This window comes from Streptomyces griseofuscus (assembly GCF_014673495.1).
GTDB classification, from domain to species: Bacteria; Actinomycetota; Actinomycetes; order Streptomycetales; family Streptomycetaceae; genus Streptomyces; species Streptomyces murinus.
In genome coordinates, this window is record NZ_CP051006.1 from 3060226 (window position 1) to 3086083 (window position 25858).

Consider the following 25858-nt stretch of genomic DNA (forward strand, 5'->3'; position numbering starts at 1 on the left):
GTTACTCTCCTTCAACCCGCATGATGCTGGCGACACCCCGCACGGTGTCGAGCTTGCGCAGCGCCTCGACGGTGCCGGTCAGGGCGGCGTCGAACGCTCGGTGGGTGACGACGACGAGGGAGGCCTCGCCGTCCTTGCCCGACTGCCGGACGGTGTCGATGGACACCCCGTGCTCGGCGAAGACCGTGGCGACCTGGGCGAGGACGCCCGGTTTGTCGGCCACGTCCAGGCTGATGTGGTACCGCGTGACGACATCGCCCATCGGGGAGACCGGCAGCGCGGCGTACGCCGACTCGCCGGGACCCGTGGTGCCGTTGAGCTTGTTGCGGCAGACGGCGACGAGGTCGCCGAGCACGGCGGAGGCGGTCGGGGAACCGCCGGCGCCGGGGCCGTAGAACATCAGCTGGCCGGCCGCGTCGCTCTCCACGAAGACGGCGTTGTACGCGCCGCGCACGGAGGCGAGAGGGTGGCTCAGCGGAATCATGGCGGGGTGCACGCGCGCCGTGACGGAGGCCCCGTCCCGCGCCCGCTCGCAGATGGCGAGCAGCTTGATGGTGCAGCCCATCTCCTTGGCCGAGCGGAAGTCGGCGGCGGTGACCTCGGTCATCCCCTCGCGGTGGACGTCGTCCAGGCGCACCCGCGTGTGGAAGGCGATACCGGCGAGGATGGCGGCCTTGGCGGCGGCGTCGAAGCCCTCGACATCGGCGGTCGGGTCGGCCTCGGCGTACCCGAGCGCGGTGGCCTCGTCCAGGGCCTCCTGGTAGCCGGCGCCCGTGGAGTCCATCTTGTCGAGGATGAAGTTGGTGGTGCCGTTGACGATGCCGAGCACCCGGTTGACCTTGTCGCCGGCCAGCGACTCGCGCAGCGGGCGGATCAGCGGGATGGCACCGGCGACGGCGGCCTCGTAGTAGAGGTCACGGCCGTGCTCCTCGGCGGCGGCGTGCAGGGCGGCCCCGTCCTGGGCGAGCAGGGCCTTGTTCGCGGAGACGACGGAGGCGCCGTGCTCGAACGCGGTGGTGATCAGCGAGCGGGCGGGCTCGATCCCGCCGATCACCTCGACGACGACGTCGATGTCACCGCGTTTGACGAGCGCGGTGGCGTCCGTGGTGACCAGGGCCGGGTCGATGCCCTCGCGGACCTTGCTCGGGCGGCGTACGGCGACCCCGGCGAGCTCCACCGGGGCGCCGATCCTCTGGGCGAGGTCGTCGGCGTGCGTCGTCATGATGCGCGCCACCTCTGAGCCGACAACCCCACAGCCCAGCAGCGCCACCTTCAGCGGACGCGTACGCATCATCCGACCTCGTTTCCTCTTACCGTCTACGGTTGGACCAGTCTCACTCACCGGACGGGAGTTTCTACCCTTCGTCCGGATCCTGAGACGTTTATTTCATTTTCGCGGGGCCTGCGGACCGCAGATCTTCCGCCCCGCGTCTCGCCGACTCGTCCCTCGACTCATTCGCCGACTCATCCGACATCCAGACGCAGGAGATCCTCCTCCGTCTCCCGCCGGACGATCACACGGGCCTCGCCGTCCTTCACCGCGACGACGGGCGGCCGGAGCACATGGTTGTAGTTGCTGGCCATCGACCGGCAGTACGCCCCCGTGGCCGGTACGGCGATGAGGTCGCCCGGCGCGAGATCGGCGGGCAGGAACGCGTCCTTGACCACGATGTCCCCGCTCTCGCAGTGCTTGCCCACGACCCGGACGAGCATCGGCTCGGCGTCGCTGGCCCGCGAGACGAGGGCGACGCTGTACTCGGCGTCGTACAGCGCGGTGCGGATGTTGTCGGACATGCCGCCGTCGACGGAGACGTACGTGCGCAGCCCCTCCAGCGGCTTCACGGTGCCGACCTCGTAGAGCGTGAACGCGGTCGGGCCGACGACGGCGCGCCCGGGCTCGACCGAGATCCGGGGCGTGCGCAGCCGCGCGGCCTCGCACTCGCGGCCGACGATCTCGCCGAGCGCCTTGGCGATCTCGTGCGGCTCGCGCGGGTCGTCGTCGCTGGTGTAGGCGATGCCGAGGCCGCCGCCGAGGTCGATCTCGGGCAGCTCGACGCCGTGCTCGTCGCGGATGTCCTTGAGCAGTCCGACGACCCGGTGGGCGGCGACCTCGAACCCGGACATGTCGAAGATCTGCGAGCCGATGTGGGAGTGGATCCCGATCAGTTCGAGCCCGTCCAGGTGCAGCGCCCGCCGCACGGCCTCGGCGGCCTGCCCGCCGGCGAGCGGGATGCCGAACTTCTGGTCCTCGTGGGCGGTGGCGATGAACTCGTGGGTGTGGGCCTCGACGCCGACGGTGATCCGGATCTGGACCTTCTGCCGCTTGCCCAGGGACTGGGCGATGTGGGCGACCCGCACGATCTCCTGGAAGGAGTCGAGCACGATCCGCCCGACGCCGGCCTCCACGGCGCGGGTGATCTCCGCGACGGACTTGTTGTTCCCGTGGAAGGCGATGCGCTCGGGAGCCATCCCGGCGGAGAGCGCCGTTACGAGCTCGCCCCCGGAACAAACATCGAGATTCAGCCCTTCCTCCTCCAGCCACCGCACGACGGCACGCGAGAGGAACGCCTTCCCCGCGTAGAACACATCGGCGTCGGCCCCGAAGGCGGTGCGCCAGGCGCGCGCCCGCGCCCGGAAGTCGGCCTCGTCCATGATGTACGCGGGCGTGCCGAACTCCTCGGCGAGCCGGGTCACGGGGACCCCGCCGACGGTGACGACCCCGTCCTCGCCGCGGCCGACGGTCCGCGCCCAGACCTTGTGGTCGAGCACGTTGAGGTCGGTGGGCGGCGCGGAGTAGTGCCCCTCGGGCAGGACGTCGGCGTGACGGGGCCCGGCGGGATGGGCGGAACGGCTCATGACGGTGGCTCTCAGACTCTCTGTCTCACTCCGGGGGACATCTGTGACTCGGTCCCTCAGAGATGTTCGGGTGCGTCGATGCCGAGCAGGGACAGGCCGCCGGCCAGCACCGTCCCGGTCGCTTCGGCAAGCGCGAGCCGGGCTCGGTGGGCGGCCGAGGGTTTCTCCTCGCCGATCGGAAGCACACAGGCCAGAAAGGGCAGCACGGCATCCGCGACGGTGACGAGATGCCGGGCCAGCCGGTCCGGCGCGCGATGGGTGGCGGCCGCGGTGAGGATGCGGGGGTAGTCGGACAGGGGGGTGTGGAGGGCGGAGGCTCGGAGGGCGGGGGTTCGGCAGGCGGGGGTGACCGCGGTGTCGGCCTCGGAGGCGTCCAGGGGGCCCGGCTCGGCGGCGAAGCCCAGGCGGGCGGCGCCCCGGCCGAGGGACCGGACGCGGGCGTGGGCGTACCGCACCCGGAACAGCGGATTGCCCTCCCGCTGGACGAGATGGTCCGCGGTGATGCGGGGCCGGTCGTGCGGCGCGGGGTGGAGCAGCGCCCACCGGGCGGCGTCGGGCCCGAGCGGCGCGGGGTCCTCGGGAGCGGGTACGGGCCGCAGATCGACGAGCTCACCGTGTTCTACGGCGGCCCGCCCGCCGTGGTGCTGCACGGTGGCCCGTCCGCCCCGGTGCTCGACGGTGGCCCGCCCGCCCTGGGTGGCGACGATCCGTACGACGGCGTCGGCGACTACCTCGGCCCGCACCTCGTACGGCACCCGCAGCGTGAGCACCTGCCCGGCGAGGGCGTCCCCGTGGCCGTACCGCCGCCCCTGCCCGCGGATCTCCCGGACGAGGTCCAGGAGCGGGTCGGCCCGCCGGTCGAGCCGGAAGTTGAGGAATCCCGGCCCGGTGACGACGACGTCCTCGATGCCGTCCGCCGCGATGAGCCGGGGCCGCAGGATCTCGGCGACGGTGCGCGGCGGCTTCCCGGCCGCGCGGGCGAGCTGGAGCGCGACATTGGTCGCGTACTCCCCGCACCCCCCGGCCCCCGGCTCGCTCACCACGACCCGCTCGGGCACCACGACACTGAGCTGCCCCTCGTCAACAGCACAACGCACCGCGTGCAACACGGTGCGGGAGAGCTCGACGGGGGTCACGGGACAAGGGTAGGGGAGGAGGGGGGTGGGAAGGCGAGCCGGTTTCCCTGGTGAGACGGGAAAGGCCACGCCCCTCACCGCCGCGGAACCGGGAACCCCAGGAACCGGCCCCGTCTGCTCGGCCCGGCTCAGCCGATGGAAACCCCGCCGGCCACCCCGTCCGCGAGCCCGTCGTCGTCATCGTCACCGCTGCCGTCCCCGCCACCTCTTCCCCCTCGGCCGCCCACTCCCCCGCGCCCGGCGCGGCCCTGGATCAGCTGCTTGACGAGGCGCACGAGCTCGGCGGGTTCGAAGGGCTTGGAGAGGAAGGCGTCGACGCCGACATCGAGGCCGGTCTCGACCTCGTACTGGGTGCAGGCGCTGATGATGGCGAGGGGCAGATGGTTCGTACGGGGGTCGGCACGGAGCCGGGCGGCGGTACGCAGCCCGTCCAGCCGCGGCATGACGACGTCGAGCGTCACGAGATCGGGCCGCACTTGGTGCACCACGTCCAGACACTCGGCACCATCGGCCGCGGTCACGACCTCGAGCCCTTCCAGCTCGAGATTGACCCTGATCAGCTGCCGGATGACCTTGTTGTCGTCGACAACAAGCACCCGGCCCGACGCGCCCGGCACAACTCGAGAGTAGGACCGCCCGGGCCACCGCGTCCGGGTTTTCCCCACTTCCACCCCCTACAGGGGACCCCTCCCCGCAAACGGGTTCCTGATCACCCCACCGGACCTGCTAATGTTCTGTCCGTCGCCGCGAGCACAACGCTCCGCAACCGACACGCCCCCGTAGCTCAGGGGATAGAGCAACGGCCTCCGGAGCCGTGTGCGCAGGTTCGAATCCTGCCGGGGGCACCGTAGTTAAGGTGCCCAAAGACCCCGACATCAGCGGAAACGCTGAGGCCGGGGTCTTCGCGTATGTGCAGGCATGTGCGGCTCGGAGTGGCCGTATGCCAGGGTCTGTGGACGAGGCGTGGACGGGATCTTGGAGCATCGCCGCGGGCGAGGTCCATGAAGGGGCGGGGACTGCCGACACCTAGTCGTGGTTGTTGCTGCGGGCCTGGCGTGCCGCCTCCTCGCGCTGCTTCCTGAAGTAGTCGTCCTTCCGCTGGATGGCGCGCCGACGCCGCGCCTCCTCTTCCTGCCGCTTCCTTGTCTCGTTCTGCTGCTTCTCCGCTGCGTCCTTGAACAGCGGGCTCCTCACCACATCGCTTTTCATCAGTACAGCCAGTCCCGAGACCACAGCCGCACCCGCCAAACCAGTCAGCGCCACCAGCTTCGCGCTCTTCATTCCTTGGTCACTCCTCTGCACTTGGACATCGCCCGCTAGCTGTATTGATCACGAGCGTTGTTGACGCCTGTTGGGCACCCTAAGCGGTTCAGCTCGGCTCCTCCTCGCCGCTCCCCCGCCAGACCCTTTCGCCAAGAGCCCCACTCTGTGGGTCGCCGGAGGAGCCACGAGACGACGCGCTCCACTAGCCCCGCGCCAGATTCATCCAGCTTGTCCCTCAAGGGCGCCCCTGGAGTGTTGGCGGCCAGGTCGTCTGCCGGCGTCAGAGGCGGTAGCACCGGGCGCGCCCCGGTCGGCATTCCTTCTCGTCTTCTTCTCATCCGCTTTCCGTCCGCGTGGTGGGCGGGTTGAGGGGGCGGAAGGGAGTTCGAAAGGGGGTGGGGGTGGGATGGGGGTCGTTCGGGGGGTGGCCCCGGCGGAGGGATGGCTGGGGATGGGGAGAGAGTGATGGCGAGGAGCAGGGGCGTGGGCCGGTCGGTGGTGGGGCTGGTGGCCGGGGTGGTGGCGGTGCTGGTGGCCGGGGGGCCGGCCGAGGCCGGGGATACGCACTGGGGTGCGGCTCCGGTCGTCGTCGCCGCGGTGGAGCCCGGGGACACGCACTGGGGTATCGCGCCGGCCGCCGTCGTCGGCGCGGAGCCCGGGGACACCCATTGGGGTGCCGTGCACGACAGCGGTCCCGTCTTCTTGGGCGACCGCAGCAGCTGAGGCATCGCCCCGCACCCTTCCGACACCACCATCAGGAGTCCTCCTCCCATGCCCTCCCTCCCCCGCGCTCTCGGTGAACTCGGCGGTTACTGCGGTGAGTACGGCGATCGGGTCGACGAGTTGCTGCGTGGCTCAGGGTGTGGGGAGAGCGTTCCGCTGCACCGGGGCAGGACCGTGTTCGAGCCCTGTGCGCGGCCCCGGGGTTGGCGGGAGCGGGAGTTCGGGGTCTCTCCGGAGGAGGAGGCGCCGGTCGGCGGGGTGCCCGAGTTGCGGGAGGCGTTCGCCGAGGGGGTGGGCGGGCCGCGGGGCGGAGACGTGCTGCCCGAGCAGGTTCTGGTCACCGGTGGGGCCACGCATGCCCTCTCCGTCGCGCTTCGTGCCGTACTCCGGGACGGCGATGAGGTGTTGGTGCTCTCACCGCACTGGCCGGATGCCGCCGCTCTGGTGCGAGCCGCGGGCGGGGTGGTGCGGGAGGTGCCGGTCTTTCTGGAGCTCGGGGCCGCCGGTTTCGGGTTCGATCTGATGGGGGCCGTCGAGGGGGCGGTGACCTCGAGGACGCGGGCCATCTACTTCAACAGCCCCAATAATCCGACCGGTTATCGGCTGGATCGGCGGCGGCTCGCGGTGCTCGTGGAGTTGGCCGAGCGGCATGATCTGTGGCTGATCGCCGACAACACGTACGACGGGTACGACTTCACCAGGGAGGGATTCCCGGACATCGCGGGGATCGGAGCGGCGGCGGAGCGGACGTTCTCGGCGCACAGCTGTGGGACGACGTACGCGATGCCCGGGAACCGGGTGGGTTACCTGGTGTGTCCCCCGGAGGCGGCGGCGACCGCGGTCGGCTGGGCGCGGTGCACCGGCGGGGGCGTCCCCACCGTGGCGCAGTTCGCCGCGTACGAGGCGCTGCGTACCCCGCGCGCGGAGCTGGACCGGCGCCGGGACCGGGCCGCGGCGGCCTGGTGGCTCGCGGATTCGACGCTTCAGGTGCCGCACACGGAGGTGTCCGGCGGCCTGTACACGTTCCTCGATCTGCGGGCCTGGGGGGACGGCGAGCGGTTTGTGCGGCGGTGTGCCCAGCTCGGTGTCGGTCTGGCGCCGGGGCGGAACTTCGGGGCGCACTACGGCAGTTGGGCTCGGCTCTGCTTCACCGCCGCGCCACCGCAGCGGGTGGCCGAGGCGATCGAACGCATCAACAAGATCTACGGGGAAGGCGCCGATGAGCACTGAGACGGTCACGCTCGAACGCCCGGGAGCGGCAGCGGTTCCGACGGGCGACGGTCAGGGGACGAGAACGGCGATCTGCGGGGTGCGGCCGCTTGTGCTGATGGGTCTCACCCATCTGCTGACCACGCGGTCGCCCTGCGAGGTCGTCTTCGCCTCGGCCGACGGCTTCCCCGAGCCCGGGGCCGGGATCGAGGTGCTGCTGGTCGAGGACACCCTGGCGCAGCAGGTGCCGGAGCGTGCGGTGTGGCGCGGGAGCGCGCCGGACGTCGTCGTGGTGCGGGCCGACGCGACCCCGGACCAGGTGCTGCGGCAGGTGCACGAGGCCGTGGAGCGGCGCGCGCCGGTCTCCGCGGGCGACCGGGCGCCGGCCGGGCTGTCGCCGCGCGAGGAGCAGGTGCTCCGGTTCATCGCGTCGGGGATGACCCATGGCCAGGTGGCCCGGCGCATCGGCATCAGCCAGCACACCGTGGACACGTACGTGAAGCGGGTGCGATCCAAGTTCGGTATCGGCAACAAGGCGGAGCTCACCCGCGTCGCGCTCGGTCTCCAGCCGCTGTAGGAGGCCGTCGTACGGTCAGCGCCGCCGTCGGCGGCACCGTCGTACGATCAGTAGTAGTCGCGCATGATGGTGGTGGCCCAGTCGGGCTGGGTGGTGTCGCCCTGGGGACCGAACTCGCTCATGTAGGGCTTGATGTCGAGGACGGGGGTGCCGTCGACGGCGTCCAGGCCCTGGATGTGGAGGTCGAGGCCGTCGGTCTTGATCAGGCGGCAGCGGGAGACGCCGATCCGGTTGGGGCGGTTCTTGCCGCGCTGGGCGAAGATGCCGACGCGGGGCCAGTCGGTGTTGCCGCGCGGGTGCCGGGCCCCGGTCTCGATCTTCTCCACGGGCACGCGGTCGAAGTGGTAGACGACCTCCAGGTGGGAGAAGGAGTCCAGGCCGGCCACGGCCTCGGGGCCGTACTGGTCGGCGTCCAGGCGGATGATCGCCGTCTCGCCGCCCCAGTCGTCGTCACGGACCTCCGCGCGCCCGCCGACCACCCGGCCCACCGGAATCGAGATCACCTCGGCGGGAGTGCTGTTCTCGGGCATGAGTAGCGCCTTTCGTTCAAAGGGTCGACGGGTACAGGGGTCGACGCGTCAATGGATCGACAGGTCGATCGAGTTGTCCACCGTATCGATCAGCCGCGGCGCGCCGGTACGCGGTACGTCCGGATCGCGCCAGAACTGGTCGAGACGCTCGGCGAGTTGGCCGATCAGCGCCCTCAGCTCGGTGTGGTCGGCGGCCGATCCGTAGACCGTGCCGATGGCGCCGAGCGTGCCCCGGCGCCAGTCGGTGTGCCAGTCGGCGGGCGGGGAGACGTCGACCAGGTCGACGCCGGGCAGGTCCCCGAGGTCGTCGAGGAGCGCGGGCGGGCCGGGCCGCAGCGGGCCGGCGGGCGGGACCAGCAGGTACTGGAAGGTCACCCGGTCCCCGTGCAGCCGGGCGGGGTCCGGATCGGTGACGGGCAGGCCCAGGGCCAGGCGCAGGGCGGCGGCCACCATGTCGTAGCCGGTGCGGCGTTGCACGATCTCCGCGATGAAGCCGCCGAGCCGCCCGTTGACCTCGATGATCCGCGGGCCCTTCGGGGTGAACTTGATCTCGGTGTGGGTGATGCCGTGGCGGATGCCGAGGGCCCTTACCGCCGCCTGGGCCAGCCGTTCGACCTCGGCGGCGGTCTCGGCCGGCACCGGGGCCGGCAGGACATGGCCGGTCTCGCGGAACGGCGGGACCATCGGCGGCTTTCCGCTGATCGCGGCGGTGCGCGGCTCACCGTCGACGACCAGGGACTCCACGGACACGAAGTCGGCCCAGCCGGGGCCGGTGAGGGCGGGGTCCCCGGGCAGGAACTCCTCCAGGACGAACTCGCGTTCGCCGTCCGCCGTGAACTCGGCGAGGCGGGCGCGCAGTTCGTCGGCCGAGTCGATCAGGCAGGTGTCCACGCTGCCGGCGCCGTGCCGCGGTTTGAGGATCGCGGGTGTCCCCAGCTCGGCGAGCGCGGTGGCCGCCTGGTCCGGGTCGCGGACCAGGACGCATCCGGTGTGCTGGACGCCGGCGTCCGAAAGGGCCTGCCGCTGGCGGTACTTGTCGGTGAGGGCCGCCGCGGTGGCGCGGGAGTGGAAGCGCAGTCCGCAGTGCTCGGCGATCGCGGCTGTCAGGCGCAGCCGGTACTCGCTGAAGGTGATGACACCCGCGGGGCCCAGGCTCTCGGCGAGCCGGCAGATCTCCGCCTCGCCGAGTCCGGTGATGTCGGCGATCTCGGCGTATCTGCCGATCTGCTCCAACTCGACCTGGTACGCCGGGTTCCGGGGCTCGCACAGGAAGATCACCCGGCACAGTCCGCGGGCCGCCGAGAGGATGCGCCAGGCGGTGGCGGAGCCCCGGTCGTGGACGACCAGGAGAGCGGGGAGCGCGGAGTGTGCCATGGGTGCCTCCGTCAGGCCCGGCGGGCGGTGATGTTGAGCCGAACGTAGTCGACGACCGGTTCGGGCAGCCGGGCGGCGACCGCGCGCACGAAGTCCTCGTGGTCGGACTCGGGGAGCTTGTCGAGGTGGGAGCCGAGGACCACGGTGGCCAGGTAGCTCCACAGCTGCTCGCCGGGCTCCAGCCGCGCCGGGTCGGGCAGCAGGTTGACGTCGATGTCGGTGAACCCGGCGTCCCGCAGCCGCTGGGTGGTCTCCTCGACGCCGCCGAAGTACCAGACCTTGTCCTTGCCCTCGGGCTCGTCCTCGGACCTCTTGCCGAGCACCTCGCCGACGGCCGCGTTGATCAGGGCGACATTGCCCTGGCCGCCGCACTCGGCGACGAACTGGCCGCCGGGCCGCAGATGCCCGGCCAGGTTGGCGAACAGCGCCGCGTGGTCGGTGATCCAGTGGAAGGTGGCCACGCTGGTGATCGCGTCGACCTGGCCGGAGATCGGCAGCGGCTTGGTCAGATCGGCCTGGACGATCTCCAGCCGGTCCAGCCGGTCGGCCAGCTTGGTGCGCAGCTGGTCGAGCATCCGGCTGGAGCCGTCCACGCCGATCACCCGGCCGTCGGGGACCAGGTCGAGCAGCGCGGCCGTGTCCCGGCCGGTGCCGCAGCCGGCGTCCAGGACGGTCTCGCCGCCCTTGAGGTTCAGCCTGCCGAGGGTGCGCTTGCCCCACTGCTGGTGCGGCAGGGGCAGCGAGTCGTACGTCTTGGCGTCCCATTCACGGGGCACGGTGCGGTTCCTTCGTGTCGGTGGTGCGGTCGTTCTCGGGGTGCGGTACGGGGACCGGGGTGCCGTCGAGGACCAGCCGGACCTCGATCGGGTGCGGGTCCCTGACCAGCCGCAGGGCGTCGCCCTCGGCGAACCAGCGGCGTACGGCGTCCGGTGCGGCCTCGTCGGCCCGGGTCGGGTCGGCGGGCAGCAGCTGGACGAGGATGTTGCGCAGGCCGACGGGCGCGTCCTGCGTGGAGTAGGGGCCGCGCAGATCGATCCGGCCGGAGGCGTGCACGGAGGCGGCCGGTTCGCCGGGCGCGGCGGCGCGCGGGTCGGCGAAGCCCAGGGCCTCGGCGGCCAGCGCGGCCAGGAAGTACTCCTGGGCGCTGGGCGCGAGGTCGGCGCCGAACAGCTGCTTGGGCTGGTCGGACTCGGCGTGCACGCCGTCGGCCTCGGCGAGGACATGGGTGCCGATCTCCCACATCACCCGGGCCGTGCGTCGTCGGACGGCGGTGCGGTCCGCGCTGTCGTGGTCGGCGGGCGGGCTGGCGAGGTGCACGTCCTGGGCGGTCTGCACCACGGCCTTGATGTCGTTGGGCTCCTCCAGGGTGCGATGGGCGGTGCCCCGGGCGCGGGCCGCGGCCACCGCCCGCCGGGCCTGCTCGGCCGGGACCTCGCCGTCGAGCCGTATCTCGTACGAGAGCCTGCCGGTGCCGTCCGCCGTGAACTCGGCGCACGGCAGCACCTCCAGGAGCGCAGGTGCGCAGCCCGCGGCGGACAGCTCGGTGACGACGCTGTCCGCGACGGACGCGCCGAGCGCCACCAGCAGCGAGCCGACCGGGTCGAGGCAGTCGGCGGCGCCGGGCCCGAACCGCTGGTCGATGCCGAAGGCGCGGGCCACCCGGGTGGAGCCGAGCCGCATCGGTTCGGTGCGCACCCGGCAGCGGTCGGCCGCCGCCGGCTGGGCCGCCACGCCGATGCTCAGCTGGGCCTCCCAGGAGTCCTCCCCGATCTGCTCGGCGAGGGATTCCCGGGCGCGCAGGTCGACGCCGTTCAGCATCGCTCGTCACCTCCGTTGCGCTGTGCGAGGGCGGTGTCCAGGGCCCGCCGCAGCCGGCCGGACAGGGCGTCGGCGCCGGTGACGCCCACCGCCAGGCGGACCAGTTGGCGGGTGATGCCCAGCTCCCGGCGGACCCGTTCGCTGAGGTGGGCGTGGCTGGTGCGGGCGGGCAGCCGGGCGGTGCTGCCGAGGGGGGTGTGGCCGTCGTCGCAGGCGGCCAGGACGCCGGTGAGGTCGTGGATCTCCGGTACGACCTCGAAGGCCAGCAGCCCGCCGAAGCCCCGGTGGGTCTCCAGTGCCCAGGGTGCCTCGTCGAACGACGGCCGGTGTACGGCCCGTACGGCGGGGTGGGCGCGCAGCATCGAGGCCACCCGCTCGGCGCCGTCCCGCTGCGCGGTCAGTCTCAACTGGAGGGTGGACAGCGAGCGTTCGAGCAGATGGGCGGACCAGTCGGGCACCTCGCCGCCGAGCCGGGCGCACTGCTCGGCGATCCTCGGCAGGTACCGGTCCAGGCCGGTGACGAGGGCGGCGCCGACATCGCCCCAGCCGTCGAGGTAGAGCGCCGTGTCCTCGATGACGATCACGGCGCCGGTCTCCAGGGGCCGCAGTTCGGCCGGGGACAGCGCGGTGTTGTCCACGACCAGCAGCAGGTCGTTCATCTGGGCGTGGATGGCGAGTTCGTTGAGCGGGGCCGGGCGCATCAGCGGGTCGCTGAGGGACTGCGTGTAGACGACCTGGGTCTCGGGCCGTACGGCGGTCAGGACGGCGTCCGCGTCGGTGCTGTCGACGAAGGTCACCGTGCGGCCGAGACCCGCGAGTTCCTGGGTCAGGACGCCGCGCAGCGGGTCGGCGGTCTGGTCGGAGGCGATGATGTGGCCGCCCGGGTTGGTGAGCGCGCGCAGCGTGGCCGTGGTGGCCGCGACGACACCGGGCACCAGCAGCGCCGTGTCGGCGCCGTGCAGGGCGGCGAAGGCGTCCTCGACGCGGCGGGCCGGCGCGTGGGCCGGGGCCGGGGACGCCGTCGCGGCGCCGGTCGTGGGTGTGGAAGCGCGCATGGTCACCGCCGGCACACGGGCGCGTCGGACAGGCCGATGCGCTGGTGGAAGTAGTGGAAGATGATCTCCTCGTGCAGCGCCTCGCCGTCCAGGGTCGGCTTGAGGGCGGTGCCGTCGTTGACCTTCTCGACCAGTCCGCGCTCGATCAGCTCGGTGAAGGCGGAGGCGAACGGCTCCATCTCCAGCAGGTCGGCGCCGAAGCGCTCCTGGTAGCGGGCGAGGTCGATCGGCTGGTTGGCCTTGAAGTTGAAGCCGAGCGCGGTGCCGATGGCCTTGTGGCCGCTGAGCCGGCGGCCGAAGTTGAGGGGCAGGCCCTCGTTGTTCTGCATGAACGACACGTACTTGCTGATGTCGGTGATGTTGTGCGTCTGGAGGAACTCCTCCTGGTCGCCGGTGAGCCAGCCATAGGCCCCGGGACCGTACGCGATCATCGTGTTGTAGTGCTCCCACTTGTTCTTCGAGGTCTGCGGGATGTTGCCGCCCTCGTAGGTGCCGGGCCGGCTCCACCAGCCGCAGGGGCTCGGGTAGTAGCCCTGCTCCAGCAGGACCTCGACGGCCTCCTGGCGCATCGCGTACGTCGAGTCCAGCTCGGGGAAGCGGCCCTCGCGGATGAGGCGTTCGCGCACCGCGGGGTTGTTCCAGACCGCGCGGTTGCCGATGCCCATCTCCTCGCGGTCGGCGTTGCGCAGCCGGTAGATGGTGATGGTGGGGACGCCGAGACCGGTGAGGATCTCCATGTCGCGGCGCACCGACTCCGGGGTCTGGTACGGCAGTCCGAACATCATGTCGACGTTGAAGGGGCAGCCGGTCGCGAGCAGGTTCTTGATGGCCTCGATCGACTGGGCCGTGGAATGGCGGCGCTTGGTGAAGTCGTTCACCTCGTCCTGCAACGACTGCACACCGAGGCTGAACCGGTTGAAGCCCAGCTCCCGCGCGGTCTCCAGGTGGTGCTGCTGGAAGTTCTCCGGGTTGCCCTCGATGTTGAACTCGATCTCGTCCGAGAGGTCGTAGTTCTCCCGGACGTGCTCGACCAGCGGCCGGATGTACTCGGGGCTGTTGAGCAGCAGGGCCGCGGTGCCGCCGCCGATGTAGAAGGACTCGATGCGGGCCCGGGGTATCCAGTCGTAGCGGTCCAGGTAGCGGCGCGACTCCTCGATGAGGAGGTCGGACCACAGGCGCAGGGCGCCGTCCTCCTTGCCGCGTGGCACCAGTCGCTTGACGTAGTTGCAGAAGTGACAGATGTAGTTGCACAGCGGGAGGTGGAAGTACAGGTGGGCGGGGTGTCCGGCGCCCGGGAACCGGCCGTACTCGGCGGCGAGTTCGTCGGCGCCGAGCCGGTCGCCCTCGTTCGAGGTGACGTTGATGTTGTACTCGTCGCGGGGGATCTGGAGCTGGGGGTTGCGGTCGAGGAGGCGGCCGAGGTTGAGCTCCAGATCGACCGGGGTGCCGTCGGTGGTGGTGACAGACATGGGACTCCTTGGCTGTTGGGGGCCCGGGTGGCTTGTGGCCGCGCCGGGCGGTGCGAAGTGGCGCGAGGAGCGTGCTGTTCGTCAGGGTGCGTGGTGCTCAGGGCGCGTAGTACCGGGACATCGCCTCGTGCAGCCAGTCCGGTTCGCGGACCGTGTCCGGCCGCGGCGCGAAGAGCCTCTGGTACGGCTTGACGTCGAGGACCGGCGTGCCGTCCAGCGCGTCCAGCGCCCGGACGTGCAGGGTCAGGCCGTCGACCCGGACCAGTTCGCAGCGCGAGACGCCGAGCCGGTTGGGGCGTTCCTTCAGGCGCTGGGCGAGGATGCCGAGGCGGGGCAGGTCCGTGCGGTCCCGGGGGTGGCAGTCGCCGGTGACGGCCGCCGTCTCGGGGATCAGATGGAAGTGGAAGACGATCTCCAGGTGCGAGAACCGCTCCAGGCCGGTCACGGCCTCGGGCCGCAGCCGTTCCGGGTCCAGTTCGATGACGGAGGTGACCTCGCCCCAGTGGTCGTGCTCGGGCACGCTGCGGGGCGAGCGGACGACACCGATGGGCCGGAGGAGGTACGCGGGCGGGGTGCCGTTCGGTTCCTGCACGAGTGCTCCTCTGCGGGTCGCGGTGGTCAGGAGGCGACGGCGGGCGCGGCCGCCAGGTCGAGCTGTTCGCGCAGCCGGCGGCCCAGGACCTCGACCTGGCCGGGCTCGACCATCGTGAAGTGGTCGCCGGGGACGTCGACGACGACGGCGCGTTCGGCGACCTCGCTCCAGCCCAGGTCCTCGGGGAGCGTCCCGCCCTCCATCGAGCGGTCGGTGACCCGGAAGACGGTGACCGGGCCGTCGTACGGCTTGATCTCGTAGGCGGCCAGGGCGTCCAGGTTGAACTGGTACATGTCGATCATGCGGCGCAGCCGGTCGGCGTCGAAGTCGGCGGGCATGGTGCCGGCCTCGACGGCCCGTTCCACCAGGGTCCTCGCCCGGGCGTCCGGGTCCAGTCCGCGCAGCCAGTCGATGTCCAGCTCCAGCTTGAGCCCGCGCCACAGCAGGGCGCGCAGCGCGAAGTCCGGGTCGGCGCTGGGCTCGACGGTGATCCGGGTGTCGAGCAGGCCGACGAGTCCGACGCGCTCGCCGCGTTCCTTGAGGCGGCGGGCGGTCTCGTAGGCGAGCAGTCCGCCCATCGAGTAGCCCATCAGGTTCCACTCGGCGCCCTCGGGGTGGACGGTGCGCAGCTGCTCGATGAAGTGCTCGGAGATCTCCTCGATGGAGGTCAGGGGCTCCTCACCGGGCAGCAGCCCCAGCGACTGGACGGCCCAGAAGGGCTGGTCGAGGCCCATGGCGCGGGCGATGGGCGGGTAGAGCAGCACGGTTCCGGACACCGGCGGCAGGGCGTACACCGGGCTGCGGCCCGTGCCCTGCTGGATGCGGACCAGCTGGCCCTGCCGGTCGGCGGTGCCCCGGCGGACGATCTCCGCGAGCTCGGCGACGGTGGCCGCGGCGAGCAGGTCGGCGGCGGTCAGGTCGACCTGGAAGAGCCTGCGCACCTCGACGGTCAGCTTGATGGCGAGCAGCGAGTGGCCGCCGAGCGAGAAGAAGTCGTCATGGATGCCGACGTCGTCGCGGCCCAGCAACCGGCGCCAGACGTCCGCCAGTTGGAGTTCCACTCCGTCGCGCCCGGGGTCCGTGGTCGGGTTGGGGTGAGTCATCGTCTCCCTCGTCCGGTGTGTCGTAGGGGATGTGATGCGGGGGCCGGTCAGGCGGCGGTGACCGTCGCGGGGGCGGCTTGCGCGGAAGCGGCCCTGCGGCGCTCGGCCCAGCGCACGGCCGGTGCCATCGCCAGTCCGCCGACCAGGAACACCGCGCCCAGGGTCAGCCAGCCGGGGGTGCCCCAGTCGATGAGGAGCAGGGTCAGGGAGACCGGCCCGAACATCTGCACCGCCGCGATGCCGGTGTTGAACAGGCCCTGGTACTGGCCCTGTTTGGTGGGCGGGGCGAGTTCGTAGCCGATCACCCAGGAGCCGGCCGACTGGACCATCTCGCCGTACACATGCAGGGCCGCGGCCACCACCAGGGTCACGGTCGCCGCCCAGGGGCCGCGGCCCGAGGAGAGCGCGAAGGCCGCGCAGCAGCCGAGCAGGGCCACTCCGGCGACGCGGAAGGCGCGGACGGCGGAGCGCAGTTCGTCGATCTTCTTGGTCACGGGGACCTGGAGCCCCACGCAGGCGAGGGTGTTCAGGAGCAGGAGTACGGCGGTGAGCGCGTGCGGGGCGCCGGTGTGCAGCGCGATCCACAGCGGCAGGATCACTTCGAGGATCGGGATGTGCAGCTGCATCACCATGTTGAGCACGGCGAGCAGCGCGTACGGGGTGTCGCGCAGTACCGCGAGCCGCGGTTCGCCCGGCGGGCGCTGCGGGGCGGGCGGTACGGCGGGCAGCCGCAGGAACACCAGGCCGCAGACCACGAAGCTCAGCGCGTTGAGCAGGAAGGTGAGCCGGTACGCGGTTCCGGTGTCCCACAGCAGGGCGAGACCGCCGAGCGCGGCGCCGGCCGAGACGCCCACATTGGTGACGACGCGGATCTTGGCGCGGACCCGGACCAGGTTCTCGCCCTCCAGCACGGCCGGGATCAGCGCCTGGCGGGCCGCGTAGGCGCCGCGGTCGAACAGCGCGTACAGGAAGGCGAACACGATGAACAGCGGGTACGCGTCGGTCAGCAGATAGGCGCCGGTGGCGAGGCCCGCGAGGACGAGGAGGGCCGCCGCGGTGCCGCGCGGGCCCCGGCGGTCGGCGAGGTGTCCGAAGGGGACGCCCGCGAACAGTCCGGCGATACCGGCGATGCTCAGGCCCAGACCGAGCTGGGCCGGGGTGAATCCCGCGATCCGGGTGAAATAGAGAGCGGAACAGGTGACGAAGACGCCGTTTCCGAGGGAATTGGCGAGTGTGCCCAGTACGAGGGTGCGGGCGGGGCCTTCCTCGACAAGACGGGATTTCATGCGACTTCGCCCTCCTCGGCGATTTCCCTGCCGGGAATCCCGGGGAATCCGTTCTGGTAGAAATCACGCATCGCCGCGGTGATCTCGGCCGTGTTGCGATAGCAGTCGGCGTGCGATCCCCGGATCGTTTCCAGCCGTAGCGTTCCGCCGCGGGCCGCGAGGCGCTCGCGCTCGTCGGGCAGGATGTTGCGGCTGTCGGCGCCGGCCAGGACCAGCACCGGGACGCCGAGGCGCTCCAGCAGGTCCGGCAGATGCCCGAAGTCGTAGGTCCAGCGCAGCAGGCTGCCCTCGGCCCACTCGTCGGCCTCGTGCAGCGCGGGGTGCGCGTCGAAGGACTGGTCGATCACCACGAGGCTGCGGACCCGGGACGCTCCCCAGGTGACCGCGGAGACGGCGGCCACCAGGCCGCCGTACGAGTATCCGACCAGGTGCACCTCGTCGGGGAGGATGTCGGCGACGCGGTGCAGGTCGGCGGAGAAGTCCAGTACCGAGTAGCCCCAGGCCGGCTGGTGGCTGTCGCCGTGGGCGCGCAGCGAGGGGTGGACGGCGACGGAGCCGGGCGGGCACAGGGCGTCCCCGATGGGCCTCAGCTGGGTCTTGTCGCCGCCGAATCCATGCAGCAGGAGCATGCTGCCCGGGGCGCCGCCGGCTCCGGAGCGCCCGGGAACGGCGTCGTAGTCCAGCAGTTGGACACCACTGCCGTGTCCCGCCAGGGCCGGTGTGGGAAGAACACGGTCTTCCGGTCCGGCAACGCTCATTGAGATCAACCCCCTTGTGGAAAGCCGAGGTGGCTGCCCGGCCCCGTCAGATTCCGATTCCATGGCGCATGAAGTCAACTCCGGGCGCTGTCCCCGGATTCGGGTACGTGACACCGCGAGTGAAGGGGGCGGAGTATCGGTGGCGGGTTGCCGGAATTCCGGTCGGCCCGGTCCTCGTACCGTCTTGGAACCGGAGGGATTTCCATGGGAGTCGGCCTCGTCCACCGGGCGGTCGCACACCGGGCCAGGACCCGGCCGGAGGCACTGGCCGTGGTGGACGGCTCCACCCGGCTCGACTACGCCACGCTCGACGCGGCGGCGGACGCCTGGGCGGCCGAGCTGACGGCGGCCGGCGCGGGTCCGGGCACGCTGGTCCCCGTCCTGCTGCCGCGCTCGGCCCGGCTGTACGCCGCCCTGCTCGCGGTGCTCAAGTGCGGTGCCGGATATGCCGCGCTGGATCCGCGGTGGCCCCGGGAGCGGGTCGAGTCCGTGCTCGGGCAGCTGGGCGGGCCGGTGCTGGTGACGGACTCCGGGGAGACGGCGGAGGAAGCCGCCGGGAAGCGGTTCGGACCCTGGCCGGTGTGGCAACCCCCGGCCGGATTCGACGCGTTCGCGGATGCGGCCGCCGCCCCAGGGGTGAGCGGGTTCCGTGCCTACGACGGGCCGTCCGACGTCCCCGCCACCGTCTTCTTCACCTCCGGCACCAGCGGCGCCCCGAAGGGCGTGGTGTCCCCGCACGCGGCCACCACCCGGCTGTTCACGGCGGACGGTCCCCTCGCCTTCGGGCCCGGCACGGTCATGCTTCAGGCGGCCCCCTCGTCCTGGGACGCCTTCTCCCTGGAGCTGTGGGGGACGCTCACCACCGGCGGCACCTGTGTCACCGCCGCGGAGGACTACCTCCTGCCGGACACCCTGCGCGAGCTGATCGACACCTGCGGGGTCGACACCGCCTGGCTCACGTCCTCCCTGTTCAACCTGTTCACCGAGATCGACACGGACTGCTTCCGGGGCCTGCGCGGCCTGTACATCGGCGGGGAGCGGCTGTCGGCCGCGCATGTGGGCCAGTTCCTCGACGCTCACCCCGGCATCCGGCTGATCAACGGCTATGGCCCGGTGGAGAGTTGTGTGTTCGCCACCGTGCACCCCATCACCGCGGCGGACTGCGCGGCCGAGCACGGCGTCCCCATCGGCCGCCCGGTCCCCGGCACCCGGGTGCATGTGCTGGACGAGGCCGGGCGGGAGTGCCCGCCGGGAGTCACGGGCGAGTTGTGCGTCAGCGGTGCGGGGCTGGCGCTCGGCTACCTGGGCGATCCGGACCTCACCGCCGCGCGCTTCACCGCGCACCCGTCGTCCGGCATCCGCCTCTACCGGACCGGGGACCACGGACTGAAGGACGCCGACGGGGTCCTCCACTTCACCGGGCGCACCGACCGCCAGGTCAAGATCCGCGGCTATCGCATCGAGCCGGAGGAGATCGAGGCCCACGCGGCCGAACTGCCCGGCATCACACACTGCGTGGCCGTCCCGGTCCCCGGCCAACTGGGCAACTACGACCGGCTCGCGCTGTTCTACACCTCCGCCGCCGAGACGGACGAGGACCCGGTGCTGCTGCGCCGCTCCCTGTCCCTGCGGCTGCCCGCGCACGCCGTGCCGGACGTCGTACGGCGCGTACGGCGACTGCCGGTGACGGCCAACGGGAAGGTCGACCGGTCGGAGCTGCTCGCCACGCTCGACGGGTGAGCGCGCGGGCGGCCGCACCTCCGGCCCCCGCCTCCGGTTCGCCACGCCCCGGTCTCGTACACCTCCGGGGGAACAACCCAGCCGAGAAAGGCAGTTCCATGCCCGTCATCACCCTGATGTCGCCCGACGCCGGACCCGGCCGCCCCGCCCTGGCGAAGATCGCCGAGGCGGTCACCGGGCTGCTGGGCATCTCCCCGCAGCACTGCTGGGTGACCTGGCAGCGGCTCGACCCCGACGCGGCGCACCGGCCCGAATGGGATCGCCCCGCCGGGCACCCGTGCGCCCCGATCGGCTTCATCACCTGCAAGGCGAGCTATCCCCGGGAGACCGTGGGCCGGCTGCTGCGGCTGCTGCGCGACGAGTTGAGCGCGCTGCTCGGGGTGCCGGGCGACGAGGTCTACCTCGTGGTGCGCCGGGCCGTACCGGGCGAGCTGCTGATCCGGGGTGACGTATGGGCCGGGGACGAACCGGCGCCGGAACCGGAACCGGCGCAGGCCGGGCCGCCGCGACGGCAAGCGCGCAACCACCACTGACCGCCACGTCCTGAGGAGTCACCGTGTCACGTCGTCTGTTCACCTCGGAATCCGTGACCGAGGGCCATCCCGACAAGATCGCCGACCAGATCAGCGACACCGTCCTGGACGCCCTTCTCAAGGAGGACCCGGCCTCACGGGTCGCCGTGGAGACCCTGGTCACCACCGGCCTGGTGCATGTCGCGGGCGAGGTGACGACCACCGCGTACGCCCCGATCGCGGCCCTGGTGCGGGACCGCATCCTCCAGATCGGCTACGACAGTTCGCTCAAGGGCTTCGACGGCGCCTCCTGCGGCATCTCCGTGTCCATCGGCGCACAGTCCCCGGACATCGCGCAGGGCGTGGACACGGCGTACGAGTCCCGTGTCGAGGGCGCCACCGCGGGCGGGGAGGCCGACGAGCTGGACCGCCAGGGCGCGGGCGACCAGGGCCTGATGTTCGGCTACGCCTGCGACGAGACGCCGGAGCTGATGCCGCTGCCGATCACCCTGGCCCACCGGCTGTCCCGGCGGCTGTCCGAGGTCCGCAGGAACGGCACCCTGCCGTATCTGCGCCCGGACGGGAAGACGCAGGTCACCATCGAGTACGACGACGACCGGCCGGTCCGCCTCGACACGGTCGTCGTCTCCGCGCAGCACGCCGCCGACACCGACCTGGACGCGACCCTCGTGCCGGACATCCGCGCGCAGGTGGTGGAGCCCGAGCTGGCCGCCCTCGGCATCGACACCGAGGGCTACCGGCTGCTGGTCAACCCCACCGGCCGGTTCGAGATCGGCGGCCCGATGGGGGACGCGGGCCTGACCGGGCGGAAGATCATCATCGACACGTACGGCGGCATGGCCCGGCACGGTGGCGGCGCGTTCTCGGGCAAGGACCCGTCCAAGGTGGACCGCAGTGCCGCGTACGCGATGCGCTGGGTCGCCAAGAACATCGTGGCGGCCGGTCTGGCCCGGCGGGCCGAGGTGCAGGTGGCGTACGCGATCGGCAAGGCGGAGCCGGTCGGACTGTTCGTGGAGACCTTCGGCACCGAGACCGTGCCGGTGGCGCGCATCCAGGACGCGGTGACCGAGGTCTTCGACCTGCGACCGGCCGCGATCATCCGCGATCTCGACCTGCTGCGCCCGATCTACGCCCAGACGGCCGCCTACGGTCACTTCGGCCGCGAGCTGCCCGACTTCACCTGGGAGCGGGTGGACCGCGCGGAGCGGCTGCGGGCGGTGGCGGCCTCCGGTGGGGAGCCGGGAGCGGCGCAGGGCTGAGCCGGAGGCGCCGCCGGGAGGACCGGTGAACTCCGCTCTGCTGAGGCGGGGTTGCTCAGCCGACCCGAGCGCCCGGGTCCCGCGGGGAGGTCTGTTCGGCGGGGGCCGGGGTGACGGTGGTGGTGCCGGGGGCGGTCGTGGGCGGGCCGGGCGTGGTGAGGGCCGTCGTCCCGGGGGCCGCGGTGTCCGGGCCGCCGGCCTCGATCATCAGGCCCTCGGTCCGCTCCAGCCAGGTCCGGGAGCCGAGTTCGGCGAACAGGTCGCGCGCCGCCTCCAGATGGGTGGCGGCCAGCTGGTGATCGCCCCGTACCAGGGCGATCTCGGCGAGCGCGTAGCGCGACCTGGCCTCCACGACCCGCTCCCCCACCTGCCGCGACAGGTTCAGCGCGCGGGTCAGCGTGTCGGTGGCGCTGTCCAGCCGCTTCTCCCGGCGGCGGAGCGCGCCGAGGCCGTACAGCGCGTACGCCTCCCCGATCCGGTCCCCGCTGTCCCGCACGATCCGCAGGACCTCCCGCAGCGCCTCCTGGGCCTGCCGGGGCTGGTCGAGCGCGAGGTGCAGCTCGGCGAACCGCTGGAGCACCTGCGCCTGGACGCGCAGGCAGTTCTCCTCCCGGGAGATGGTGAGGGCCTGTTCCAGCAGGGTGCGGGCGCGCTCGGTGTGCCCCGAGGCCAGCCACCAGCCGGCCAGGCTGCGCAGGATGTGGGCCTCGCCGATCCGGTCGCCCACCAGCCTGGTGATGGCCAGCGCCTCGTCGTACTTCTCCCGCATGGCGGCGTCGTCCCCGCGCACGCTGTCCAGGTAGGCGGCGTTGCGCAGCACCAGGGCGCGCCCGTGGTCGTGGCCCTCCGCCTCGAACAGCTCCCGGGCCCGGCCGAAGCGCTCGTCCGCCTGTTCCATCTGGGTCTGGAACATGTGCAGGGTGCCCAGGGAGTACGACATCGCGGCCTGGCCGATGCGGTTTCCGGCGCGGGCCGACGCCTCGTACGCCAGGCGCGTGGTCTCCTTCCAGTCGTCGAAGTACCCCTTGGCCTCGAACAGGGTGACCGAGGTGAGGGCGAGGTCCCAGCACAGCTCGTCCATGCCGGCCGCGGCGGCCTGCCGTACGGCCGTCACCAGCGCCCGGCGCTCCCCGCTCAGCCGCTCCATCGGTCTCCCGGCGGGCTCCACGTCGGCGTCCGCGGGGAGTTTCCAGCGCTCGGCGCGGCCGTGGATGATCGTGTAGTCGCCGCCGTACTCCTCCCGGTGGGCCTCCTCGACCAGGGAGAGCCAGCCGCCGAGCACCCGGGCCAGGGCGGCGTCCTGTTCCTCGGGGGGCTCGGTGGCGAGGAGTTCCTCGCGGGCATAGGCGCGTATGAGGTCGTGGAAGCGGTAGCGCGGCCAGAGCGAGTCCGGGTACCGCACGGTGTCCATGACCTGGGCCTCGACCAGGGCGTCCAGGGTGTCCTCCGCGGCGGCGAAGTCCGTGTCCAGCAGGGCGGCGGCGACCCAGGCGGGCGAGTCGGGGGCCTGGACCAGGGAGAACAGCCGGAACAGGCGCTGGGCGGTCGGGGGCAGCGCCCGGTACGTGAGGCTGATGGTGGAGCGCAGTTCGAGGCCGCGGTGGCTCAGTTCGTCCAGGCGGCGGCGCTCGTCCCGCAGCCGCTGGACCAGCCACTCGATCCGCCAGTGGGGGTGGGAGGCCAGCCGGGCGCCGGCGATCCGCAGTGCCAGGGGCAGCGCGTCGCAGAGGTTGACCAGTTCGACGGCCGTGTCGAGTTCCGCCTGGACGCGCTCGCGGCCGACGATGCCGGCCAGCAGTTCCAGGGCGTTGGCCATGTCGAAGGCGGCGAGGTCGATACCGCGGACGCCGTCGGTGCCGGCCAGCCGGGCCCGGCTCGTGGTGATCACCGCGCAGCCGCCGCTTCCGGGCAGCAGCGGGGTCACCTGTTCCGCGCCGGTCACACCGTCCAGGACCACCAGCACCCGGCTGTCCGCGAGCCTGCTGCGGTACATCTCGGCCCGCTCCTGGGCGTCGTCGGGGATGGCCTTGGCCGGGATGCCGAGGGCCCGCAGGAAGCGGGCCAGCAGGGCGGTGATCTGCGCGTCGCCGGAGACGGTGTGCAGGTCGGCGTACAGATGGCCGTCGGGGAAGTGCTTGCTCACCTCATGGGCGGCGCGTACGGCGAGGGCCGACTTGCCCACGCCGCCGGGGCCGGAGATGTCCACGATCGGCACGGCGTAGCCCGGGCTCTCCGCGCGGGAGGAGGCCACGAGCAGTTCCTTGATCTCGTCCAGCTGGGCGCGACGGCCGGTGAAGTCGCCGATGGTGGCGGGGAGTTGGCGGGGGATGAGACGGAAGCCGCTGTCCCGGGTGTCCGGGGTGTCGCGGGCGTCCGGGGTGCCCGGGGTGCCTGCGGTGTTCATGGCGTCCGGGGTGTCCGGCCGGGCGGCGGGGTGTGCGGGGACGGCCCGGTGCGGCGGCGGTGCGGGGAGGTCGAGGGCCGGGGACTGCCGCAGGATCGCCTGTTCCAGATCGCGTAGTTCCTGCCCCGGCTCGATGCCCATCTCCTCGACGAGGGCTCTGCGGGCGCGCTGGAACGTCGCCAGCGCCTCCGCCTGCCGTCCCGAGCGGTACAGCGCCAGCATGAGGAGCTCGTAGAGTCGCTCGCGCAGCGGGTACCGGCCGATGAGCACGGTCAGTTCGGCACAGACCTCACCGTGTCTGGCCAGCAGGAGTTCCAGGCGCAGACACTCCTCGATCGCGGCCAGCCGCCGGTCGTCGTAATGCCGGGCCACCGGCCGTACGGAGTCGCTGGGGATGCCGTCGAGGGCGGGGCCGCGCCACAGGTCCAGGGCCTTGCGCAGGGTTGCCGCCGCCTCCGTGACGCGGTCGGCCCGGGAGTCCTCGCGGGCGCTGGTGACCAGCCGGTCGAACTCCAGGCTGTCCACGCTCTCCGGGGCCAGCTCCAGGACGTAGCCGGGGGCCCGGGTCCTGATCGCGTCGGGCCGGCCGGCGCGGGCGAACTGTTTGCGGAGCGTGGAGATCGCGACCTGGATCTGGCCGCGCGCGGTGACGGGGGGCGCGTCGCCCCATACCGCGTCGATGAGTTGTTCCGTGGACAGCGTGCGGTTGACGTTCAGCCCCAGCATCGCCAGGACCACGCGCTGGCGCGGGCCGCCGACATCGAGCGCACGACCTTTGTGAACCAGCTCGACCGGTCCCAGCAGCCGAAGGATCATGTCGTCCACCCTCGCCTTCCCCCACACGTAGCGTCGCGGTCAACGATCAGCACCGTAACCCCGGTTCGCAGCTGTCATCCGGTGATTGCCATGAGTTTCCTGATGCATGGCACAGGAGTGGCCCGGCGGCCGTGGACACGGCCGGGCGCCCGAGTTCTCGCCGATCGGCGGCACGGTTGACCAGGGCTAAACCAACTCGGTTCGCCTCGGTGTCAGTTGGCCGCTCACGTATGGCCGGGTCCGATTCCCTCGGGCCGGTCTCCGGTGTCAGGCAGGATGGCGTCGGGCGGGGGCGCCCGGTGGGATCGACGGATCCGGGGAGGTCACGGTCGGACAGTGGGCCCGGTCGTCTCCCGCGCTGCTACGTTCCATGTCTGCCCCCGCTCAGCCCGCACGGCCGACGCCGCGCACCTGCGCATCCCGCCGGTATCCGCCGCCTGCCGGATCCGGGTGGGCGGGCGGGTGCCGGTCGAGAATCCAATTCATCTTGCCCGCAGGTCAATCAATATGCAAAGGGCAATAAGCAAGGGGACGCGCGTGCGCGCGCGGACCGGCCGAGGGGCGGCGGCGCCCCGGAAGGTGGGGACCCCAGGGGGCGGTGACGGCGCGGAACGCGGGCGACCCGAGGGGGCGGTGACGGGTGCGGAAGGTGGGGACCCGAGGGGCGGCGGCGCCGCGGAACACGGGCGACCCGAGGGGACGGTGAGGGGCGCGGAACGCGGGAGACCCGAGGGGGTGGTGGCGCGGCGGAAGGTGGGGACCCGAGGGGGCGGTGACGGGCGCGGAACACGGGCGCCCCGAGGGGCGGCAGTGACCGCGCGGAACGCGGGAGACCCGAGGGGGTGGTGGCGCCGCTCAAGACGGGAGGCGGGAGACATGAGGGGCGGCTCTCGTGTTCGTCAACCGGCGTCCGGCCACTCCTCGGGCGGCGGTTCCGGCTCGGGCGCGTGCCGCCGTTCCGTCCGTCGCACGTCCTCGCCCCGCCGCGCGTTCTCGCTCCGTCGGTCGGTCAGCCACGGCCACAGGTCCGGCAAGGATCGGTTCGGGCAGGCGAGGCGGTGTTCGATGCGGCACCGTTGGAACGGATCCGGTGGGCAGACGCCGTAGACGGTCACCCGTCCGTCGGACAGCTCGATCCAACGGTGCCCCGCCGGCACCTCGTGGGCCAGTGGCCTCAGGTCCGGTTCCAGCATGACCCACTCATGTCCGAGCGTCGCCACCCGGTCCCGCGGCAGACCGCAGTGCGGGCAGCGCGATCGCCCGCCGCCGAGCCGACGCGGAGTCCCCTCCGAAGCCCCCATACGACGAGGGTCGGCACCCTGACGCCCTCGGCGCAGGGCACTCGTCGGACGGGACG

Annotated in this window: 23 protein-coding genes and 1 tRNA gene; 7 read left to right on the forward strand and 17 right to left on the reverse strand. The window is 72.2% G+C overall.

All coding sequences use genetic code 11. The features are described 5' to 3' along the window. Window position 1: 1 nt before the first annotated feature. From HEP81_RS13350 to HEP81_RS13365, 4 genes are all read right to left on the reverse strand, one after another. On the reverse strand, window positions 2–1294 hold the full coding sequence (locus HEP81_RS13350; protein WP_037656520.1) for a homoserine dehydrogenase: 1293 nt from the start codon (window positions 1292–1294) through the stop codon (window positions 2–4). A gap of 170 nt (window positions 1295–1464) precedes the next feature. Then, window positions 1465–2856, reverse strand: a complete 1392-nt coding sequence (gene lysA, locus HEP81_RS13355) for a diaminopimelate decarboxylase (protein WP_037656522.1) — start codon at window positions 2854–2856, stop codon at window positions 1465–1467. 56 nt (window positions 2857–2912) lie between these two features. Further along, a complete protein-coding gene (nrtL, locus tag HEP81_RS13360) occupies window positions 2913–3992 on the reverse strand; it encodes an ArgS-related anticodon-binding protein NrtL (RefSeq protein ID WP_037656523.1) in 1080 nt (359 codons plus the stop codon). 128 nt (window positions 3993–4120) lie between these two features. Next, on the reverse strand, window positions 4121–4657 hold the full coding sequence (locus HEP81_RS13365; RefSeq protein WP_051850208.1) for a response regulator: 537 nt from the start codon (window positions 4655–4657) through the stop codon (window positions 4121–4123). Between the two features lie 108 nt (window positions 4658–4765). On the opposite strand from HEP81_RS13365, the gene HEP81_RS13370 reads away from it, so the two are divergent. Continuing rightward, window positions 4766–4837, forward strand: a tRNA-Arg gene (locus tag HEP81_RS13370). A gap of 181 nt (window positions 4838–5018) precedes the next feature. Here the strand turns inward: HEP81_RS13370 and HEP81_RS13375 are convergent. Next, window positions 5019–5273 carry a hypothetical protein gene (locus HEP81_RS13375; protein WP_037656524.1) on the reverse strand — a complete coding sequence of 85 codons (255 nt, stop codon included), beginning with the start codon at window positions 5271–5273 and terminating at the stop codon, window positions 5019–5021. A 447-nt stretch (window positions 5274–5720) separates the two neighbouring features. Here HEP81_RS13375 and HEP81_RS13380 point away from each other — a divergent pair, with 447 nt between their 5' ends. The 3 genes from HEP81_RS13380 to HEP81_RS13390 are packed head-to-tail and all read left to right on the forward strand — an operon-like array spanning window position 5721 to window position 7764. Next, window positions 5721–5978, forward strand: a complete 258-nt coding sequence (locus HEP81_RS13380; RefSeq protein WP_182789075.1) for a hypothetical protein — start codon at window positions 5721–5723, stop codon at window positions 5976–5978. 48 nt (window positions 5979–6026) lie between these two features. Continuing rightward, window positions 6027–7208 (forward strand): pyridoxal phosphate-dependent aminotransferase, encoded by a 1182-nt coding sequence (locus HEP81_RS13385; RefSeq protein ID WP_037656527.1) that lies wholly within the window; start codon window positions 6027–6029, stop codon window positions 7206–7208. After that, on the forward strand, window positions 7198–7764 hold the full coding sequence (locus tag HEP81_RS13390) for a response regulator transcription factor (RefSeq protein ID WP_106979934.1): 567 nt from the start codon (window positions 7198–7200) through the stop codon (window positions 7762–7764). Before HEP81_RS13385 ends, HEP81_RS13390 begins: the two co-directional genes overlap by 11 nt. A 47-nt stretch (window positions 7765–7811) precedes the next feature. Here HEP81_RS13390 and HEP81_RS13395 read toward each other — a convergent pair whose 3' ends face one another. The 10 genes from HEP81_RS13395 to HEP81_RS13440 form a co-directional block, all read right to left on the reverse strand. Next, window positions 7812–8294: an SAM-dependent methyltransferase gene (locus tag HEP81_RS13395; protein ID WP_037656529.1), complete on the reverse strand. Its 483-nt coding sequence runs from the start codon at window positions 8292–8294 to the stop codon at window positions 7812–7814. 48 nt (window positions 8295–8342) lie between these two features. Beyond that, complete coding sequence (locus HEP81_RS13400; protein ID WP_051850199.1) at window positions 8343–9668, reverse strand: ATP-grasp domain-containing protein; 1326 nt, start codon at window positions 9666–9668, stop codon at window positions 8343–8345. 11 nt (window positions 9669–9679) lie between these two features. Then, window positions 9680–10444 carry a class I SAM-dependent methyltransferase gene (locus tag HEP81_RS13405; protein ID WP_037656530.1) on the reverse strand — a complete coding sequence of 255 codons (765 nt, stop codon included), beginning with the start codon at window positions 10442–10444 and terminating at the stop codon, window positions 9680–9682. Then, complete coding sequence (locus HEP81_RS13410) at window positions 10434–11486, reverse strand: hypothetical protein (protein ID WP_037656531.1); 1053 nt, start codon at window positions 11484–11486, stop codon at window positions 10434–10436. The genes HEP81_RS13405 and HEP81_RS13410 overlap by 11 nt, the downstream gene beginning before the upstream one ends. Next, window positions 11480–12541, reverse strand: a complete 1062-nt coding sequence (locus HEP81_RS13415; protein WP_154822551.1) for a PLP-dependent transferase — start codon at window positions 12539–12541, stop codon at window positions 11480–11482. The genes HEP81_RS13410 and HEP81_RS13415 overlap by 7 nt, the downstream gene beginning before the upstream one ends. 2 nt (window positions 12542–12543) lie before the next feature. Further along, a complete protein-coding gene (locus HEP81_RS13420; protein ID WP_037656533.1) occupies window positions 12544–14010 on the reverse strand; it encodes a radical SAM protein in 1467 nt (488 codons plus the stop codon). Window positions 14011–14107: 97 nt separating this feature from the next. Beyond that, window positions 14108–14602 (reverse strand): SAM-dependent methyltransferase, encoded by a 495-nt coding sequence (locus HEP81_RS13425; protein WP_037656534.1) that lies wholly within the window; start codon window positions 14600–14602, stop codon window positions 14108–14110. Window positions 14603–14628: 26 nt separating this feature from the next. Further along, on the reverse strand, window positions 14629–15705 hold the full coding sequence (locus tag HEP81_RS13430) for a thioesterase domain-containing protein (protein WP_037656535.1): 1077 nt from the start codon (window positions 15703–15705) through the stop codon (window positions 14629–14631). A 47-nt stretch (window positions 15706–15752) separates the two neighbouring features. Continuing rightward, complete coding sequence (locus HEP81_RS13435; protein WP_037656536.1) at window positions 15753–16991, reverse strand: MFS transporter; 1239 nt, start codon at window positions 16989–16991, stop codon at window positions 15753–15755. Next, a complete protein-coding gene (locus HEP81_RS13440) occupies window positions 16988–17749 on the reverse strand; it encodes an alpha/beta fold hydrolase (RefSeq protein WP_157854451.1) in 762 nt (253 codons plus the stop codon). Before HEP81_RS13440 ends, HEP81_RS13435 begins: the two co-directional genes overlap by 4 nt. Before the next feature lie 204 nt (window positions 17750–17953). Here HEP81_RS13440 and HEP81_RS13445 point away from each other — a divergent pair, with 204 nt between their 5' ends. From HEP81_RS13445 to metK, 3 genes are all read left to right on the forward strand, one after another. Beyond that, window positions 17954–19489, forward strand: coding sequence for an amino acid adenylation domain-containing protein (locus HEP81_RS13445; RefSeq protein WP_051850202.1), 1536 nt, complete (start codon window positions 17954–17956; stop codon window positions 19487–19489). Between the two features lie 98 nt (window positions 19490–19587). Then, on the forward strand, window positions 19588–20022 hold the full coding sequence (locus HEP81_RS13450) for a hypothetical protein (RefSeq protein WP_037656537.1): 435 nt from the start codon (window positions 19588–19590) through the stop codon (window positions 20020–20022). A 23-nt stretch (window positions 20023–20045) separates the two neighbouring features. Further along, window positions 20046–21281 (forward strand): methionine adenosyltransferase, encoded by a 1236-nt coding sequence (gene metK / locus HEP81_RS13455; RefSeq protein WP_037656538.1) that lies wholly within the window; start codon window positions 20046–20048, stop codon window positions 21279–21281. A gap of 55 nt (window positions 21282–21336) precedes the next feature. Here metK and HEP81_RS13460 read toward each other — a convergent pair whose 3' ends face one another. Beyond that, window positions 21337–24501, reverse strand: a complete 3165-nt coding sequence (locus HEP81_RS13460) for an AfsR/SARP family transcriptional regulator (RefSeq protein WP_243279797.1) — start codon at window positions 24499–24501, stop codon at window positions 21337–21339. A gap of 899 nt (window positions 24502–25400) precedes the next feature. Beyond that, a complete protein-coding gene (locus tag HEP81_RS13465) occupies window positions 25401–25802 on the reverse strand; it encodes a DUF6083 domain-containing protein (protein ID WP_037656539.1) in 402 nt (133 codons plus the stop codon). Window positions 25803–25858 lie beyond the last annotated feature (56 nt).